General features: G+C 56.5%; 11 protein-coding genes and 1 tRNA gene. 9 read left to right on the top strand and 3 right to left on the bottom strand.

Going from position 1 to position 14,618, the window contains the following annotated elements; translation table 11 throughout:
- The first annotated feature begins 90 nt into the window (after positions 1-90).
- The 6 genes from M0808_RS08435 (at position 91) to M0808_RS08460 (ending at position 6,431) form a co-directional block, all read left to right on the top strand.
- Entirely contained in the window at positions 91-651 is a 561-nt protein-coding gene (locus tag M0808_RS08435; RefSeq protein WP_098966595.1) for a YbhB/YbcL family Raf kinase inhibitor-like protein, read from the top strand.
- 88 nt (positions 652-739) lie between these two features.
- On the top strand, positions 740-2,425 hold the full coding sequence (locus M0808_RS08440; RefSeq protein ID WP_247840698.1) for a VWA domain-containing protein: 1,686 nt from the start codon (positions 740-742) through the stop codon (positions 2,423-2,425).
- On the top strand, positions 2,425-3,036 hold the full coding sequence (locus M0808_RS08445; protein ID WP_247840700.1) for an RNA polymerase sigma factor: 612 nt from the start codon (positions 2,425-2,427) through the stop codon (positions 3,034-3,036). The genes M0808_RS08440 and M0808_RS08445 overlap by 1 nt, the downstream gene beginning before the upstream one ends.
- Positions 3,033-3,632 (top strand): hypothetical protein, encoded by a 600-nt coding sequence (locus tag M0808_RS08450; RefSeq protein ID WP_139053641.1) that lies wholly within the window; start codon positions 3,033-3,035, stop codon positions 3,630-3,632. Before M0808_RS08445 ends, M0808_RS08450 begins: the two co-directional genes overlap by 4 nt.
- A 20-nt stretch (positions 3,633-3,652) precedes the next feature.
- Positions 3,653-3,919: a hypothetical protein gene (locus M0808_RS08455; RefSeq protein ID WP_225137024.1), complete on the top strand. Its 267-nt coding sequence runs from the start codon at positions 3,653-3,655 to the stop codon at positions 3,917-3,919.
- A gap of 634 nt (positions 3,920-4,553) precedes the next feature.
- Positions 4,554-6,431, top strand: coding sequence for a hypothetical protein (locus M0808_RS08460; RefSeq protein WP_247840702.1), 1,878 nt, complete (start codon positions 4,554-4,556; stop codon positions 6,429-6,431).
- A gap of 850 nt (positions 6,432-7,281) precedes the next feature.
- Here the strand turns inward: M0808_RS08460 and M0808_RS08465 are convergent.
- A tRNA-Arg gene (locus M0808_RS08465) sits at positions 7,282-7,358 on the bottom strand.
- A 442-nt stretch (positions 7,359-7,800) separates the two neighbouring features.
- Here M0808_RS08465 and gabD point away from each other — a divergent pair.
- The 3 genes from gabD (at position 7,801) to M0808_RS08480 (ending at position 12,050) form a co-directional block, all read left to right on the top strand.
- A complete protein-coding gene (gabD, locus tag M0808_RS08470) occupies positions 7,801-9,243 on the top strand; it encodes an NADP-dependent succinate-semialdehyde dehydrogenase (protein ID WP_007963502.1) in 1,443 nt (480 codons plus the stop codon).
- A gap of 186 nt (positions 9,244-9,429) precedes the next feature.
- A complete protein-coding gene (gabT, locus tag M0808_RS08475) occupies positions 9,430-10,707 on the top strand; it encodes a 4-aminobutyrate--2-oxoglutarate transaminase (protein WP_003220503.1) in 1,278 nt (425 codons plus the stop codon).
- Between the two features lie 131 nt (positions 10,708-10,838).
- The gene (locus M0808_RS08480; RefSeq protein ID WP_247840704.1) at positions 10,839-12,050 is read left to right on the top strand and encodes a response regulator; all 1,212 of its coding nucleotides are present in this window, start codon (positions 10,839-10,841) and stop codon (positions 12,048-12,050) included.
- Positions 12,051-12,189: 139 nt separating this feature from the next.
- Here M0808_RS08480 and M0808_RS08485 read toward each other — a convergent pair whose 3' ends face one another.
- Together M0808_RS08485 and desA are read right to left on the bottom strand one after the other, a co-directional pair.
- Positions 12,190-13,179 (bottom strand): sensor domain-containing diguanylate cyclase, encoded by a 990-nt coding sequence (locus M0808_RS08485; protein ID WP_247840706.1) that lies wholly within the window; start codon positions 13,177-13,179, stop codon positions 12,190-12,192.
- Positions 13,180-13,427: 248 nt separating this feature from the next.
- Positions 13,428-14,612, bottom strand: coding sequence for a delta-9 fatty acid desaturase DesA (gene desA / locus M0808_RS08490; protein WP_007963495.1), 1,185 nt, complete (start codon positions 14,610-14,612; stop codon positions 13,428-13,430).
- Between the last annotated feature and the right edge of the window lie 6 nt (positions 14,613-14,618).

Genomic DNA, 14,618 nt, shown 5'->3' on the forward strand with positions numbered 1-14,618 from the left:
AGGTTCAGCCAATTGCCACTGCCAAGGTACGAACGGTACAGCTATAGTTTGCAGGCCGACGAAGGCCCAACTGCACAAGGTACTCCCGGAATGACCCGATTGACCTCTCTCAACCCTTGGCTGGCGGCCGTCGCCGTCGCCCTTTGCGTGCAGTTTCCGGCGCAGGCGGCCGAGCGCTTTACCCTCGACATCCCCGGTGTCTCGGACAACCGTCTGTTCACCTCGGCCGCCGCGAGCGATGCGGCCGGTTGCGGTGGCAAGAACCAGTCCCCGGCGCTGGCCTGGAACGCCGGGCCTGCCGGCACCCTGAGCTACGCGATCGTCATGCACGACCCGGACGGTCAGAAAGGTGCTGGCGTCGATCACTGGATTCACTACGGCATCAAGGCCACCACCCGGCAGATCCCTGCTGGCGTCGGCGCCAAATCCAATCTCGAAGGCATGGGCGGTACCAACACCAAAGGCACCACCCATTACATCGGGCCGTGCCCACCGGTTGGCGACAGCGCCCACCACTACATCATTCAGATTTACGCCCTGGATCTGGCCCCGGACGCCTTGCCAGCCGGCCTGACCCGCGCCGAACTGATGGACAAAATCAAAGGCCACGTATTGCGTAACAGCAGCGTGGTACGGCGTTATCACCGCTGAAAAAATTTTCAGCGGGGTTTAACCCGATCTGAAAGGGCTGCCCGTCTCAGTGGATGAATGGATCACTTTCATCCCGAGGTCAGCCCCCATGTCCCGCTCCCTGCCTTTTCTGCGACCCGTTGCCGTCGGTGTGTTGTTGACCGTCGCCGGTTGCGGCGTGTCTTCCAATCCCGAATCGGCTGCCGTTCCGGCGCCGGCCCAGCCACAGGCGTCGATTCAGCATGAGGCGCTCGTTGCCGACAGTGCGCTGGCCAAGCGCAGTGCGCGTCCGGCGCCGATTGCCAGTTTCGCGGCGATGCCGGCTTCGGAAAGTTATCCACAAGGCTATCGCGACGAGCAGCGCGAGCAATATCAGGCGCTGGCCGACAATCCGATTCACAGCGTGGCCGAGGCCCCGGTCTCGACCTTCAGTGTTGATGTTGACACGGGTGCCTACGCCAACGTCCGGCGCTTGCTCAATCAGGGACGTTTGCCGCCGGAGGGCGCGGTGCGACTGGAAGAGATGGTCAATTATTTTCCCTACAACTATGCGCTGCCGACCGATGGTTCGCCCTTCGGCGTAACCACCGAACTGGCCGCCACCCCGTGGAATCCGCACACCCGCCTGCTGCGCATCGGCATCAAGGCCTCCGACCGGGCTGTGGCGGAGCTGGCCCCGGCGAATCTGGTGTTTCTGGTGGATGTGTCCGGCTCGATGGATCGTCGCGAGGGGCTGCCGCTGGTCAAAAGCACATTGAAGCTGCTGGTCGATCAGTTGCGCGAACAGGATCGGGTGTCGCTGGTGGTGTATGCCGGCGAATCCCGTGTGGTGCTGGAGCCAACGTCCGGACACGAGAAAGCCAAAATTCGCACAGCCATCGAGCAATTGACCGCAAGCGGTTCAACCGCTGGCGCGTCGGGCATCGAACTGGCCTATCAAATGGCGCAGCAGGCGTTCATTCCCAAAGGCATCAATCGCATCCTGTTGGCCACCGACGGTGACTTCAACGTCGGTATCAGTGACTTCGACAGCCTCAAACAAATGGCTGTGGATAAACGCAAAACCGGGATTTCCCTGAGCACCCTGGGTTTCGGTGTGGATAACTACAATGAACACTTGATGGAGCAACTGGCCGACGCCGGTGACGGCAATTACGCCTACATCGACAACCTGCGCGAGGCACGCAAAGTGCTGGTGGATCAACTCGGTTCGACCCTGGCGGTGGTGGCAAAAAACGTCAAATTGCAGGTGGAATTCAACCCGGCGCAGGTCAGTGAATATCGCCTGCTTGGCTACGAAAACCGCGCCTTGAAGCGTGAGGATTTCAGCAATGACAAAGTCGATGCCGGTGAAGTCGGCGCAGGACACACGGTGACCGCGCTGTATGAAATTGTTCCGACAGGTGAGAAGGGCTGGCTGGAACCGCTGCGCTACGGTAAATCGGAGAAGGTGGTTGCTGCGAAGGATGGAGAATTGGCGATGCTGCGTGTGCGTTATCAGCAGCCTGAAGGTGGGAAAAGTCTGCTGATCGAGCGGCCGATTGCCAATCAGCTCGCACCGGCCAGTGAGGACCTGCGTTTCGCGGCGGCAGTGGCGGCGTTTTCCCAGCAGCTCAAGGACGCTCGCTACACCGGCGACTTCAGCCTCAAGGACACCGAAACCCTGGCCCGTGGCGCTCGGGGCGACGACCGCTTCGGCTTGCGCAACGAGTTCGTGCAACTGGTGGAACTGGCGCAAAGCCTGCGCACCTCAACCGCATCGATCGCGATGCCCACTGAGCGACGGATTGAATAGTGAGCCGCTTGCAAGGCTTCATCAGTCAGCTGTTTGCTACGCCAGGCAGCCCGGCCGCCAGCAGCGATGAAACGCTGCTGGCGCGTTATCGCGAGGGCGACGGCGCGGCGTTCGAGATTTTGTACGCGCGCCATCGTCAGGGTTTGTATCGGTTTCTGCTCGGATTGAGCGGCAAACCGGAACTGGCCGACGAAGTGTTTCAGGACACCTGGCTGAGCCTGGTCCGCAGCACCAGTCAGCCACAAGGCCGGGCGACGTTTCGTACGTGGCTGTTCCAGATTGCGCGCAATCGGCTGATCGATCACTGGCGCAAACACGGAGCGCATCAGCCGCTGCACGACAGCTACGACGAACAGCTGCATGCGATTGGCGACGAGACCAATGATCCCGAACAACTGCTGAACCTCAGCCGCGACAGCCAGCGCCTGGAAAGCGCCCTGCAAACCTTGCCTGCCGACCAGCGCGAAGTGTTCCTGCTGCGTGCCCACGGCGACCTCGACCTGGCGCAAATCGCCAGCCTCACCGAAACACCGCTGGAAACCGTCAAGAGCCGCTTGCGCTACGCCCAGCATAAACTGCGTCGGCTGCTGGCCGAGGAGGTAATGACATGACTGACGCCCGCCAGACACCCGAAGATCCCGTGATCAAACATGTGCGCGAACAGCACAACGTTGAACCGCCGGCGCACCTTGATGCGTTCATCCTCAATGTTGCTCACCGCGAAACCCCGGTGCCCAAGCCAGGCCTGTGGCAACGCTGGCTGCGGGCCTGCCAGAAACCGCGTTGGCAGGTCGCCTTCGCCAGCGTGGTCGGTGTGGCACTGATGTTGTCGCTGGTGCAACGTGCCCCCGAGCCGCAAGCGCAATTCGACTTCGCCCCGGCGGCCAAACCGGCTGCACCACTGGCGCGCAAACAAGCCCCCGAAGCGCAATCACTGCCCGCTCCACCCGCTGCGGCCATGTCCTCGCCGGCACCGATGATGGAAATGGCCGCGCCGATGCAAAGCGACTCGATCAGCGCCGATGAAGCCAGCCTCGGCAAACGCGCCGCCGCCCCGGCCAACGGCCTCGACACGCAACTGCGCGAAGTCCTGCGCCTGCGCGACTCCGGTCAGTCGCAAGCCGCAGACGCGCTGTACAACAACCTGCACAAACGCTACCCCGGCGTGGACCTCGACCTGCGCCTCGAAAAAATCCGCCAGAACTGACCGCTTGTTCACCCAGCCATTTGGCATTGCCCGGCAAAAACGCGCACTATCGGGCCATGGCTGAAGCGCTGGAGAACAAAGTGGCAGCAAAAATCGACCGCATCGCCCAACTCCTCAACTGCCCGCAGAAGGGCGAGGAGATGCGGCGCGCGATTACCGAGGCGCGCAAGGAGTTTCTGCTGAACCAGTCGGAAGAAGACGTCGTGGAAGAAGACGAGGTTTTTGAGGAGGTTGGGGAAGAAGAGGAAGACGACGATTACGATGAGTTTGACTGGACGACGGAGTGACCGTCGTCGCATGAAACACCGCGCCCACAAAAAAGCCCCGGACCATCACAGTCCGGGGCTTTCTCGTTTCAATTCATGGCGCACCAGGCGGGATTCGAACCCACGACCCCTGCCTTCGGAGGGCTAAAAAACCGCATGTAGAATCATTGCGTTAGCGCGGTTTATTTGAGCATCAAAAAACCGGCGATCGATGTGCTAAGAAGAGTTCTATTTTTTTGATGGATGAGCGTGGCGAGTTTTTTGCGCGTTTGGCTTTAGTTCGAATATCGAATCCTGCCGCAATTTTGGCAGGTTTTTAATGTCACTTTGCTTTCTTAAGGAAAAAATCAGTGTCCTTGAGGGGCGCCGAATGCAGGTTGGTTAAAGTAATAATGTGCGGTGCAAATCTCGACAAAATTATTAGACGTAGAACGTTGGAAGCTTGGAGTTAATGTGTGGATCTTGTACTTCATGGCTGCTGTTTGGTTGAATATTTGGCGTTTTTCGGATGTTTTGAAAAAATCAATTGTATTGACTTGACGAAATGGAGATAAGCGAGAAATATAGTAGAGGAAGCAATATCCTGTTTTATTATGATAAAAATTAGTAAGATGGCTGCGGTAATACTAATTTATTTGGCTAAAAGGAAGTTTGCATGCGCCCTCAGATAGAATTTAGACATGTGCTTGGCGAATTGTCAGTCAACAGGAATGATCCCTGCGAGGTATTGAGGGAGTTAATTTCAAACTCGTACGATGCTCAAGCAAAAAATATACTATATATACCCGTGAAAGATAGAAGTGGCCTGGTTTTTTTTGATGACGGCTCAGGTCTTGATATCGAAAATAAGGTTCATGGCATAACTCCGTGGGAGGCGTTTTTTTCTATCGGGAAATCTACAAAGAAGCAAGGCGATGCCATTGGATATAAATGCCAAGGTTCTAAGCTTTGTTTTGCTAGTAGTCGAATTTTAGTGGCGTCAACAAGTGATTGGAAGAAAGGAGTTTGGCATTACAAAGTTGTTGAGAATCCGCGCAGTAATTTAGATACAAGCTTTGATATTTCACCAGAAAAATCAAATGATATAGTAAGTGTGTTGAGTGGTTTTTTCTCAGCTGCGTCTGCAGATACTGCTAGTTCTGTGGAGTATTTGAAGTCAAGGCTTTTTAAGCCAACTTCAAGCTCTGCTACTTTAATTATGATAGATGGTCTCGAAACTGAGGGTTATAATAAGTATTTCTCAGTTGGTGATGATCCTGCGCTATCTTATGTTACAAATTATATTAGATATTATACAAAGCACGGTGATGCGAGATATATTACGGATAAACAGGGGTTCACTGCAAGCCAGAGAACTCAGGTATCAGCAGGATTGAAGCCTGCTGAACTCATTATTTATTCTGCAGGTGTTGAGTTTGAAGTTCCGTTTGGTTACCCATATTTGGAGAGAGGTAATCCAGACCTTAATCTAAAAAGCCCTGCTCAGATTGCGCGTCTAAGAGATGGACGATTTTATAGTCGTGCGGCAAAAAAATTTAGTGTTGGGTCTAATAAATTTTCAATAATTTTAGCTATTGATGGCAACAGACGTGCGCACGATGAATACACAACACTTGCTCGGAAAGGTCGTACTAATTCCGGGATAAAATTAAGTGATCAAAGAGGTCTATTTGTATCAGTTAAAGGGATAAAGATATGTAAGTATCCTGAACTCCTTTCCCTCATTGACGAGTACAAGGTTCTATCTGAAGGTGATAGTGCTAGCCATTATACAATTATAGTTGATGGTGATTTTGACTTAGTAACCAATCGGAACTCTTTGAGTAAAAAAGCTTACGATACATTAAATGATTCTGATTTTTTGCAGGAAATAAGAAAGTTTTTGGATGCGCAAAAAAGCTCGGATAAAACATTTTCTGAACTATTAAATAGGTTACGTAGAGAAAGTTCTGAAATTCTCTTAAATGAACAGATTGAATATTTAGAAAACGCGAAAGAAGAAATTAAAACTCGCGAAAGATTTCGATTAACTGACTCTAACGGGAAAGAGCATCTATTTTTGTCTCCTCGCCCTGGTGAAGAATATCTAGTAGGTGTTTTGTACTCCCAGCTTTCATCTTTTTTGCCAAAAAAAGATGGTATGGAAAAATTTTGGCGTAGAGTTTTAACTTTTTCGACTCAGGGTATTGATAGCTTAGGTATGCGAACTGAGGATACTTCAGCGCCCTTGTCTGAAAAAAATGTATGCTCGATTGAATATAAGTATGAGTTCAATAATTCTGGACCATTTAATCACGCTTTGGCGGTTGTCGATTTTATTGTGGCTTGGGATATTGATGTTAAAGATGGGGAGAAGGTCTCGGATTCCTTTACGTGTTTCGGGACGATAAATAAGGTGGTCGGAAATAATTTTGAGTGGGAAATATCAGGCATAGAGAATTTAGATGGTGGAACTTATAGTCAAACCATCGTGGTTATTAATTTGAAGCGTCTTATTTCTGAGACATTTAATACCAAGTTCACAACTCCTTGACTGTCGCATAGTGCCTCCCTTCTGTAGGGGGGAGGCACTATGGGATGAAATCGCCGCGTCAAAAGTTAGTCTGTTAGTAGATCCTGCGACAGTGACTTTTGCTCAGTCCTCTTCATGCTCTCAGATTGCGCAATGACTACATTAGTTAACTCATGACCTTTAAAAAGTTTAGCCGTTTAGACTTGTCGATGCAGAGATCTGATCAATTGCCTTTCTGCCATATTTGTACCCAATGAGGAATAGTTCTTAGGTTCTCTCGCTTGTGGTTTTTTTTCGAATGTCTCGGCTCAAAGCAGTATTTATGTCTATCGCGCATATTTCAATTTAAGCGCGCTCTCTAGCCCATCTGTTCGACAAAGGCCGGACCGCTTTAGCGTTACGAAGGCGTGCCTTCCAGTAAACGAATGTTCTTCCAATGTAACTCTATACATTCAATGCAACGCTGGGAGGCGTCGCAGGCTTTATAAGCGACATCTGCCAATAGATGTTTCATGCGCGTATATATATAAAGCCAAATGAAGGCCACCCCGCGTTTAATACACTCATGACGGATTACATGCCTAAGTGGCATTCTGAGTTGCATTTCGCGATTGAGGGCTGGCAAGTACCGACGACTCTCGCAATGTCTTTGAATGCTTGAACGAAATTTATGATAGTTACTACAAGAAATCGAGGGTTGGGAAATCACATCGATTTTAGGGGTATCGCCGTCAGGCTTGGCCGTGACGATAGATTAGTTTACTCACATGAACCTCATTAATTCATTCCGCTTTTTTTCTATGTTCCCAAGGGTTACGCCCACAAAAAAGCCCCAGACCATCACAGTCCGGGGCTTTCTCGTTTCAATTCATGGCGCACCAGGCGGGATTCGAACCCACGACCCCTGCCTTCGGAGGGCAGTACTCTATCCAGCTGAGCTACTGGTGCAGCGGGCGACATCATACCTAGGTCGGCTCGGGGCGTCCATGCCGGGTTTTGGCGGGTTTTGTCAGTGCGCGTGTCGGTGTGAAACGCTGCATTCCTTAAAGCTGTAACGTCCTGCAAAACCCTCGCTTGGCGCTTTTTCCCGACTGATCTATGGTTTGGCTGCGGCCGGGGCTTTTTGCGCGTTGATCTGAAAAAGCCAGCAAACGCTGGGATTTTGTTCTTTTTTTCGAACGACCTATTGTCCTTTACCCCCTTTGCTCCTACGATCCGTTTGAGATTTCAAACGCTCTTTGACGGGGTGTGGATGCGCAGATGCTGAGAATAACGCACGATCACTGCGCCTCACCCGGTAGATGATTTCCCTGACGGCAGCCTTGCGAGGCGCCTTTCTACAATCATAATTTGCTCCGCGCAGGCCGCGGTGCTGTTAAGGAAAGCCGACATGCAGCTTAAAGATACCCAGTTGTTCCGCCAGCAAGCCTTCATTGATGGCGCCTGGGTCGATGCGGACAACGGTCAGACGATCAAGGTCAACAACCCGGCCACCGGCGAAATCCTCGGCACCGTGCCGAAGATGGGCGCCGCCGAAACCCGCCGCGCCATCGAAGCCGCTGACAAAGCGCTGCCAGCCTGGCGTGCACTGACCGCCAAGGAGCGTGCAGGCAAGCTGCGTCGCTGGTTCGAACTGATGATCGAGAACCAGGACGACCTCGCGCGCCTGATGACCCTCGAGCAAGGCAAGCCGCTGGCCGAAGCCAAGGGCGAAATCGTTTACGCCGCTTCGTTCATCGAGTGGTTCGCCGAAGAAGCCAAGCGTATCTACGGCGACGTGATTCCGGGCCACCAGCCGGACAAGCGCCTGATCGTGATCAAGCAGCCGATCGGCGTGACCGCAGCGATCACCCCGTGGAACTTCCCGGCGGCGATGATCACCCGTAAAGCCGGCCCTGCGCTGGCCGCCGGTTGCACCATGGTGCTCAAGCCGGCTTCGCAAACCCCATTCTCCGCCTTCGCTCTGGCTGAACTGGCGCAGCGCGCCGGCATCCCTAAAGGCGTGTTCAGTGTGGTCTCCGGCAGCGCCGGCGACATCGGCAGCGAGCTGACCAGCAACCCGATCGTGCGCAAGCTGTCCTTCACCGGCTCGACCGAAATCGGCCGTCAGCTGATGTCGGAATGCGCCAAGGACATCAAGAAAGTCTCGCTGGAACTGGGTGGCAACGCGCCGTTCATCGTGTTCGACGACGCGGACCTGGATAAGGCCGTCGAAGGCGCGATCATTTCCAAATACCGCAACAACGGCCAGACCTGCGTCTGCGCCAACCGTCTGTACATTCAGGATTCGGTCTACGACGCGTTCGCCGAGAAGCTGAAAGTGGCGGTGGCCAAGCTGAAGATCGGCAACGGTCTGGAAGAAGGCACCACCACTGGCCCGCTGATCGACGAGAAAGCCGTGGCCAAGGTGCAAGAGCACATCGCTGACGCCGTGGCCAAAGGCGCCACCGTGCTGGCCGGTGGCAAGCCGATGGAAGGCAACTTCTTCGAGCCGACCATCCTGACCAACGTGCCGAAAGACGCGGCGGTGGCCAAGGAAGAAACCTTCGGCCCGCTGGCGCCGCTGTTCCGCTTCAAAGACGAAGCCGAAGTGATCGCGATGTCGAACGACACCGAGTTCGGTCTGGCGTCGTACTTCTACGCTCGTGACCTCGGTCGTGTGTTCCGCGTGGCGGAAGCCCTGGAATACGGCATGGTCGGCGTCAACACCGGGCTGATCTCCAACGAAGTCGCGCCGTTTGGCGGCATCAAGGCCTCGGGCCTGGGCCGTGAGGGCTCCAAGTACGGCATCGAAGATTACCTGGAAATCAAATACCTCTGCCTTGGCATCTAAGCCTCGGTAGAAGATCGCTGCAAACGCAAAGGGCACGAGAGCGCTGTCCCTTTGCGTCGTTTCAAACCGGAATTTTCTCTGCGGCCGGGAACGCCGTGGCAGTCGATCATCGCATGCTGCCACCGCCGATTCCTCCCGCTTAATCCTTGAGCCACGCCGCCCGATGAGCGGTGAATGAGGACTGTAATGAGCAAGACTAACGCTGAACTGATGGCCCGTCGTACCGCAGCTGTTCCACGTGGTGTTGGCCAGATTCACCCGATCTTCGCTGAGTCGGCGAAGAACGCTACTGTGACTGACGTTGAAGGTCGTGAATTCATCGACTTCGCCGGCGGTATCGCTGTGCTGAACACCGGCCACGTGCACCCGAAAATCATCGCCGCCGTGACCGAACAGCTGAACAAGCTGACCCACACTTGCTTCCAGGTGCTGGCCTACGAGCCGTACGTTGAGCTGTGCGAAAAGATCAACGCCAAGGTGCCAGGTGATTTCGCCAAGAAAACCCTGCTGGTGACCACCGGTTCCGAAGCCGTGGAAAACGCCGTGAAAATCGCCCGTGCCGCCACTGGCCGCGCTGGCGTGATCGCCTTCACCGGCGCTTACCACGGTCGCACCATGATGACCCTGGGCCTGACCGGTAAGGTCGTGCCTTACTCGGCCGGCATGGGCCTGATGCCAGGCGGCATCTTCCGCGCGCTGTACCCGAACGAACTGCACGGTGTGAGCATCGACGATTCGATCGCGTCCATCGAACGCATCTTCAAGAACGACGCCGAGCCGAAAGACATCGCCGCGATCATCATCGAGCCTGTGCAGGGTGAAGGTGGTTTCTACGTCGCGCCGAAAGAATTCATGAAGCGTCTGCGTGCCCTGTGCGACCAGCACGGCATCCTGCTGATCGCTGACGAAGTGCAGACCGGCGCTGGCCGTACCGGCACCTTCTTCGCCATGGAACAGATGGGCGTTGCTGCCGATCTGACCACCTTCGCCAAATCCATCGCTGGCGGCTTCCCGCTGGCCGGTGTCTGCGGCAAGGCCGAATACATGGACGCCATCGCTCCAGGCGGCCTGGGCGGCACCTACGCCGGTAGCCCGATCGCTTGCGCTGCGGCGCTGGCCGTGATGGAAGTGTTCGAAGAAGAGCAACTGCTGGATCGCTGCAAGGCTGTCGGCGAGCGTCTGGTAACCGGTTTGAAGGCCATCCAGGCCAAGTACCCGGTGATCGGCGAAGTGCGTGCGCTGGGCGCGATGATCGCGGTCGAGCTGTTCGAAAACGGCGACAGCCACAAGCCAAACCCGACCGCCGTTGCGGCTGTCGTGGCCAAGGCTCGCGACAAGGGCCTGATCCTGCTGTCCTGCGGCACCTACGGCAACGTGCTGCGCGTTCTCGTACCGCTGACCTCGCCGGACGAGCAACTGGACAAAGGCCTGGCGATCATCGAAGAGTGCTTCTCGGAGCTGTAATTTCGGGCACTGTGTGATCGGATTGAGAAAAAACCCGCTTCGGCGGGTTTTTTTATGCCTCGGAAACCCTTTTGCGCTGTATCGAAGGGCCGGCATTGGCTAAGGTTCAGGCATTGCAAGGGAGAGCGCGCATGACCGCCGTTGATTTACCCGCCGTACCCCGAGTGCTGATTGCCGAGGCCGATCCGTGGTCTCGTGACCTGCTTAAACAAGTGTTGCTCAACGTGCGCTGTGATGCGCGGCTGGACTTGTGTGCCGATGGCCAGCAAGCCATGTCGTTACTCAGCGAAGTGCCTTATGACCTGGCCATTGTCGATTGGGAGTTGCCCGGTATCGATGGCTTGAGCGTGCTGCGCAGCGTGCGCCAGCGCAAACGCAATCCGCCGCTGCCGTTCATTCTGATGAGCAGTCGCAACGACAGCGCCAGCGTGCGCGAAGCCATCCCGTTGGCCCCGACGGCCTATCTGACCAAACCGCTGAACATGGAAACCCTGACCGAGCGGCTCCAGGGTTTGCTGCTGAACGCGGGTGAAGAGGTGTTCTGCGAAGTGCCGACGCTGGCGCCGGGCATGACCCTATCCGTGTTCCTTGAGCGGCGCCGCGAGCAGGCCGATGGCGCGCCGTTGATGACCGATGTGCAAGTGGCGGTCAAACGCAGCCTCAACCCCAATGGCCTCGATCTGAAGCTGCTGGAAGAAGAGATTCGCACCGATCCACAGATCACTGCTGTGCTGATCGCCGCCGCCAACAGCGCGGCCCAGCATCATGGTGTGGCGGTGCAAACCCTGGGGCAGGCGTTGCATCGCCTCGGCACCGGGCAGAGCATGAACCTGATCCTCGGCCTGGCGCTCAAACGCAGCGCCAGACTCAGTGACCCGTGCCTGGCGGATTACGCCGAGCGCTATTGGGGGCTGTCGCTGCACACGGCGGAATACGCCCGCACCCTGGCGCGCCTGCTCGATCTGGATCAGGAGCGCTGCTACTGCGCGGGCATGCTGCATCGTCTCGGTGACCTGGCGTTGCTGCGTTGTTTGCAGGAGTGGAAACAGGCCGGTGGCGAGCTGGATGAGTGGGAGGAAGTCGGTGACGCGCTGGCGGAGTTTGGCGCGGCCTACGGTTCGGCGCTGCGTACACGCTGGCGCCTGCCGCTGGAGCTGCGCGAGTTGATTGCGTCGGTCTACCAGCTCGGTGGCGGGGTCTATTCCCGTGAGGCGCTGGTGATGAACATGGCGGCGCAGATGGCCCGTCTGACCGAGCATGAGGGCGTTGAAGAGCTGGCGAAGAGTCGTACGGCGCGGCTGCTGAAGATCGGGCTGCCGGAATTGATGCGGATGCGTAAGTAATCTGACTTTTCACAAAACCCTGTGGGAGCGGGCTTGCTCGCGAAGGCGGTGTATCAGCCAACATAAATGCTGAATGACCTACCGCCTTCGCGAGCAAGCCCGCTCCCACATTGGATATTCGGGTGGCTGAAATTCTGGATCAGGCAGAAATGATCCGGTTCTTGCCCTGCCGTTTTGCCTCGTACATGGCCGCATCCGCTCTGGCGAACAGGCTCTCGAGACTGTCGTCGCCATCCCTGAGGCTGGTCAGGCCCTGGCTGACGGTGATGCCGAATGTCTGCCCCTCGTGGTTGAAACTCAGGCGCTGAATCTCCTGCTGCAGCCGCTCGGCCACTTGCAGCGCCATGTCCGGTGCGCAACCGGGAAACACCGCAGCGAACTCCTCGCCGCCAATGCGCCCGAACAGATCGCCCCGGCGTAACGACCCACGTCCGCATTCGGCGATCCGTTGCAGCACGTTGTCACCCGCCGGGTGGCCGTAGCTGTCGTTGATCAGCTTGAAATCATCGATGTCCAGCAGCAGGAAGGCCAGTGGTGCACCTTGCAGGCGCGCCTCTTCGAACTCGCGGTTGGCGCATTCGAAGAAGTGTCGGCGGTTGCTGCTCTGGGTCAGTACGTCGGTGGTCGCCAGGCGATGCAGTTCGGTTTCCATGTGCTTCTTGTCGGTGATGTCTTCGGCGATGCCGACGATGATCACCGGTTGCCCGGGTTCGTCCTGACGGTTGATGAAGCATTTGTCGCTGAGCCAGCGCACCTGACCGTCGGCGGCGATGATCCGATACTCGCGGTCTTCCACCGCGCCCTTGTGCAGCACTTCGGCAAGACTGCGTTCGGCGTAATCCAGGTCGTCGGGGTAGATGCTGTCGCGCCACTGGTTGTAGTCGGCCAGCAACAGGCCTGCGGAGCGACCGAAAATCCGCTCGTAGGCAGGGCTGACATACAGCACCTGACGGGTTTCCCAATTGAACGCCCAGAGCACCGCGTTGACGCTCACCAGCAATGAACTGAACAGTTGTTCGCGCTCGCTCAGCCGGGCGACTTCGCCTTGAGCGTGCATCAGCGCCATCAGGGTTTGCGCGGCCTCGGGCCACTGCGCAAGGGATGAGTCTTTTTGATTGTTGTTGACCATCGGCACATTTCTCAAAAGGTGTGCCGCAATTTCGACAACGGCCACAGTACAGCCCGCCGGGGGTGGCGAAGTGTCTTTGAGATAGGGCTTTCGGTGCTAAGTTCCGCGCTTTTGTAGAGAGGAAGCTTGCTCCCGCCGGGCGGTAGAGATGACGCGTTTCAGCAATGAGAACGCGTCGACAAATTTGCGGTAGCTGCGCTACCGATCGGGGATGAATCCCCTCGCCACAGGGGATTCGTTCATGGCGGTCAGGCTGCGGCGGGGCGCAGCGAGTAGGTTTTCAGCTGGTCGGCAAATTCACGCAGGGACTGGATGCCGCTGGCTTCGGCCTCGTGCACCCATTCCTTGATGGCGGCGAGCATGTCGTGGCCATTGGCGCTGGTCTTGACCCAGATCTGCTGCAGGGCCAGACGTTTCTCGTAAATGACCTTCAGCGCCTGGCTGTGCTCGAGCATGTTCTGGATGCGCAAGTGATGACGGTCTTCCAGCAGGCTGGTTTCCCGCGACAGCAGGCGCTTGGCCCGATGGAATTGATGGCGTACCGAATGATCGACCTTGTCCAGCTCCTGCTTGACCAGCGGGCCGATGACCAACTTGCGGTACTGGGCCATGATCTGGAAGCGGTTGTTGAGGATCGCCATGGCGGTGTCCATGTCCAGACTGCCCTTGCCTTCGACGCGGTGGGCGATCGGCGCTACACGCTGCACCTTGGCCAGACCGAGGAAGCTGAAGACCTTGATCCACGCCCAGCCGAGGTCGAACTCCCACTTCTTCACCGACAGCTTGGCCGAGTTGGGGTAGGTGTGATGGTTGTTGTGCAGTTCTTCGCCGCCGATCAGGATGCCCCACGGCACCAGATTGGTCGCCGCGTCGCGGCATTCGAAGTTGCGGTAGCCGATGGCGTGACCCAGACCGTTGACCACGCCAGCGGCCCAGACCGGGATCCACATCATCTGAATCGCCCAGATGGTGATGCCGATGGTGCCGAACAGCAGCAGGTCGATGACGCCCATGATCGCCACGCCCAGCAACGGGTAGCGGCTGTAGAGGTTGCGCTCGATCCAGTCTTCGGGGCAGTTCTTGCCGTAGATGCGCAGGGTCTCCGGGTTCTCGGCTTCGGCGCGATACAGCTCGGCGCCTTTGCGCAGCACGGTGGACAGACCCTTGATGACCGGGCTGTGCGGGTCATCTTCGGTTTCGCATTTGGCGTGGTGTTTGCGGTGGATGGCAGTCCACTCGCGGGTGTTCTGCGCCGTGGTCAGCCACAGCCAGAAACGGAAAAAGTGTTTCAGACCAGCGTTCAGCTCCAGCGAACGATGGGCCGAGTAACGGTGCAGATAGACCGTGACGGCGACAATTGTCACGTGGGTCATCAGCAGGGTGACCGCGACCAGAGACCAGGCCGACAAGCCAAGAAAACCTTCGTACCACATAGGCTA

The organism is Pseudomonas sp. MWU12-3103b (assembly GCF_023100615.1).
GTDB classification, from domain to species: domain Bacteria; phylum Pseudomonadota; class Gammaproteobacteria; order Pseudomonadales; family Pseudomonadaceae; genus Aquipseudomonas; species Aquipseudomonas putida_A.

Bases quoted from the DNA above. Each gene is read 5' to 3' on its own strand.
- M0808_RS08435 (WP_098966595.1), top strand. From the start codon at position 91: ATGACCCGATTGACCTCTCTCAACCCTTGGCTGGCGGCCGTCGCCGTC.
- M0808_RS08440 (WP_247840698.1), top strand. From the start codon at position 740: ATGTCCCGCTCCCTGCCTTTTCTGCGACCCGTTGCCGTCGGTGTGTTG.
- M0808_RS08450 (WP_139053641.1), top strand. From the start codon at position 3,033: ATGACTGACGCCCGCCAGACACCCGAAGATCCCGTGATCAAACATGTG.
- M0808_RS08460 (WP_247840702.1), top strand. From the start codon at position 4,554: ATGCGCCCTCAGATAGAATTTAGACATGTGCTTGGCGAATTGTCAGTC.
- gabD (WP_007963502.1), top strand. From the start codon at position 7,801: ATGCAGCTTAAAGATACCCAGTTGTTCCGCCAGCAAGCCTTCATTGAT.
- gabT (WP_003220503.1), top strand. From the start codon at position 9,430: ATGAGCAAGACTAACGCTGAACTGATGGCCCGTCGTACCGCAGCTGTT.
- M0808_RS08480 (WP_247840704.1), top strand. From the start codon at position 10,839: ATGACCGCCGTTGATTTACCCGCCGTACCCCGAGTGCTGATTGCCGAG.
- M0808_RS08485 (WP_247840706.1), bottom strand. From the start codon at position 13,179: ATGGTCAACAACAATCAAAAAGACTCATCCCTTGCGCAGTGGCCCGAG.
- desA (WP_007963495.1), bottom strand. From the start codon at position 14,612: ATGTGGTACGAAGGTTTTCTTGGCTTGTCGGCCTGGTCTCTGGTCGCG.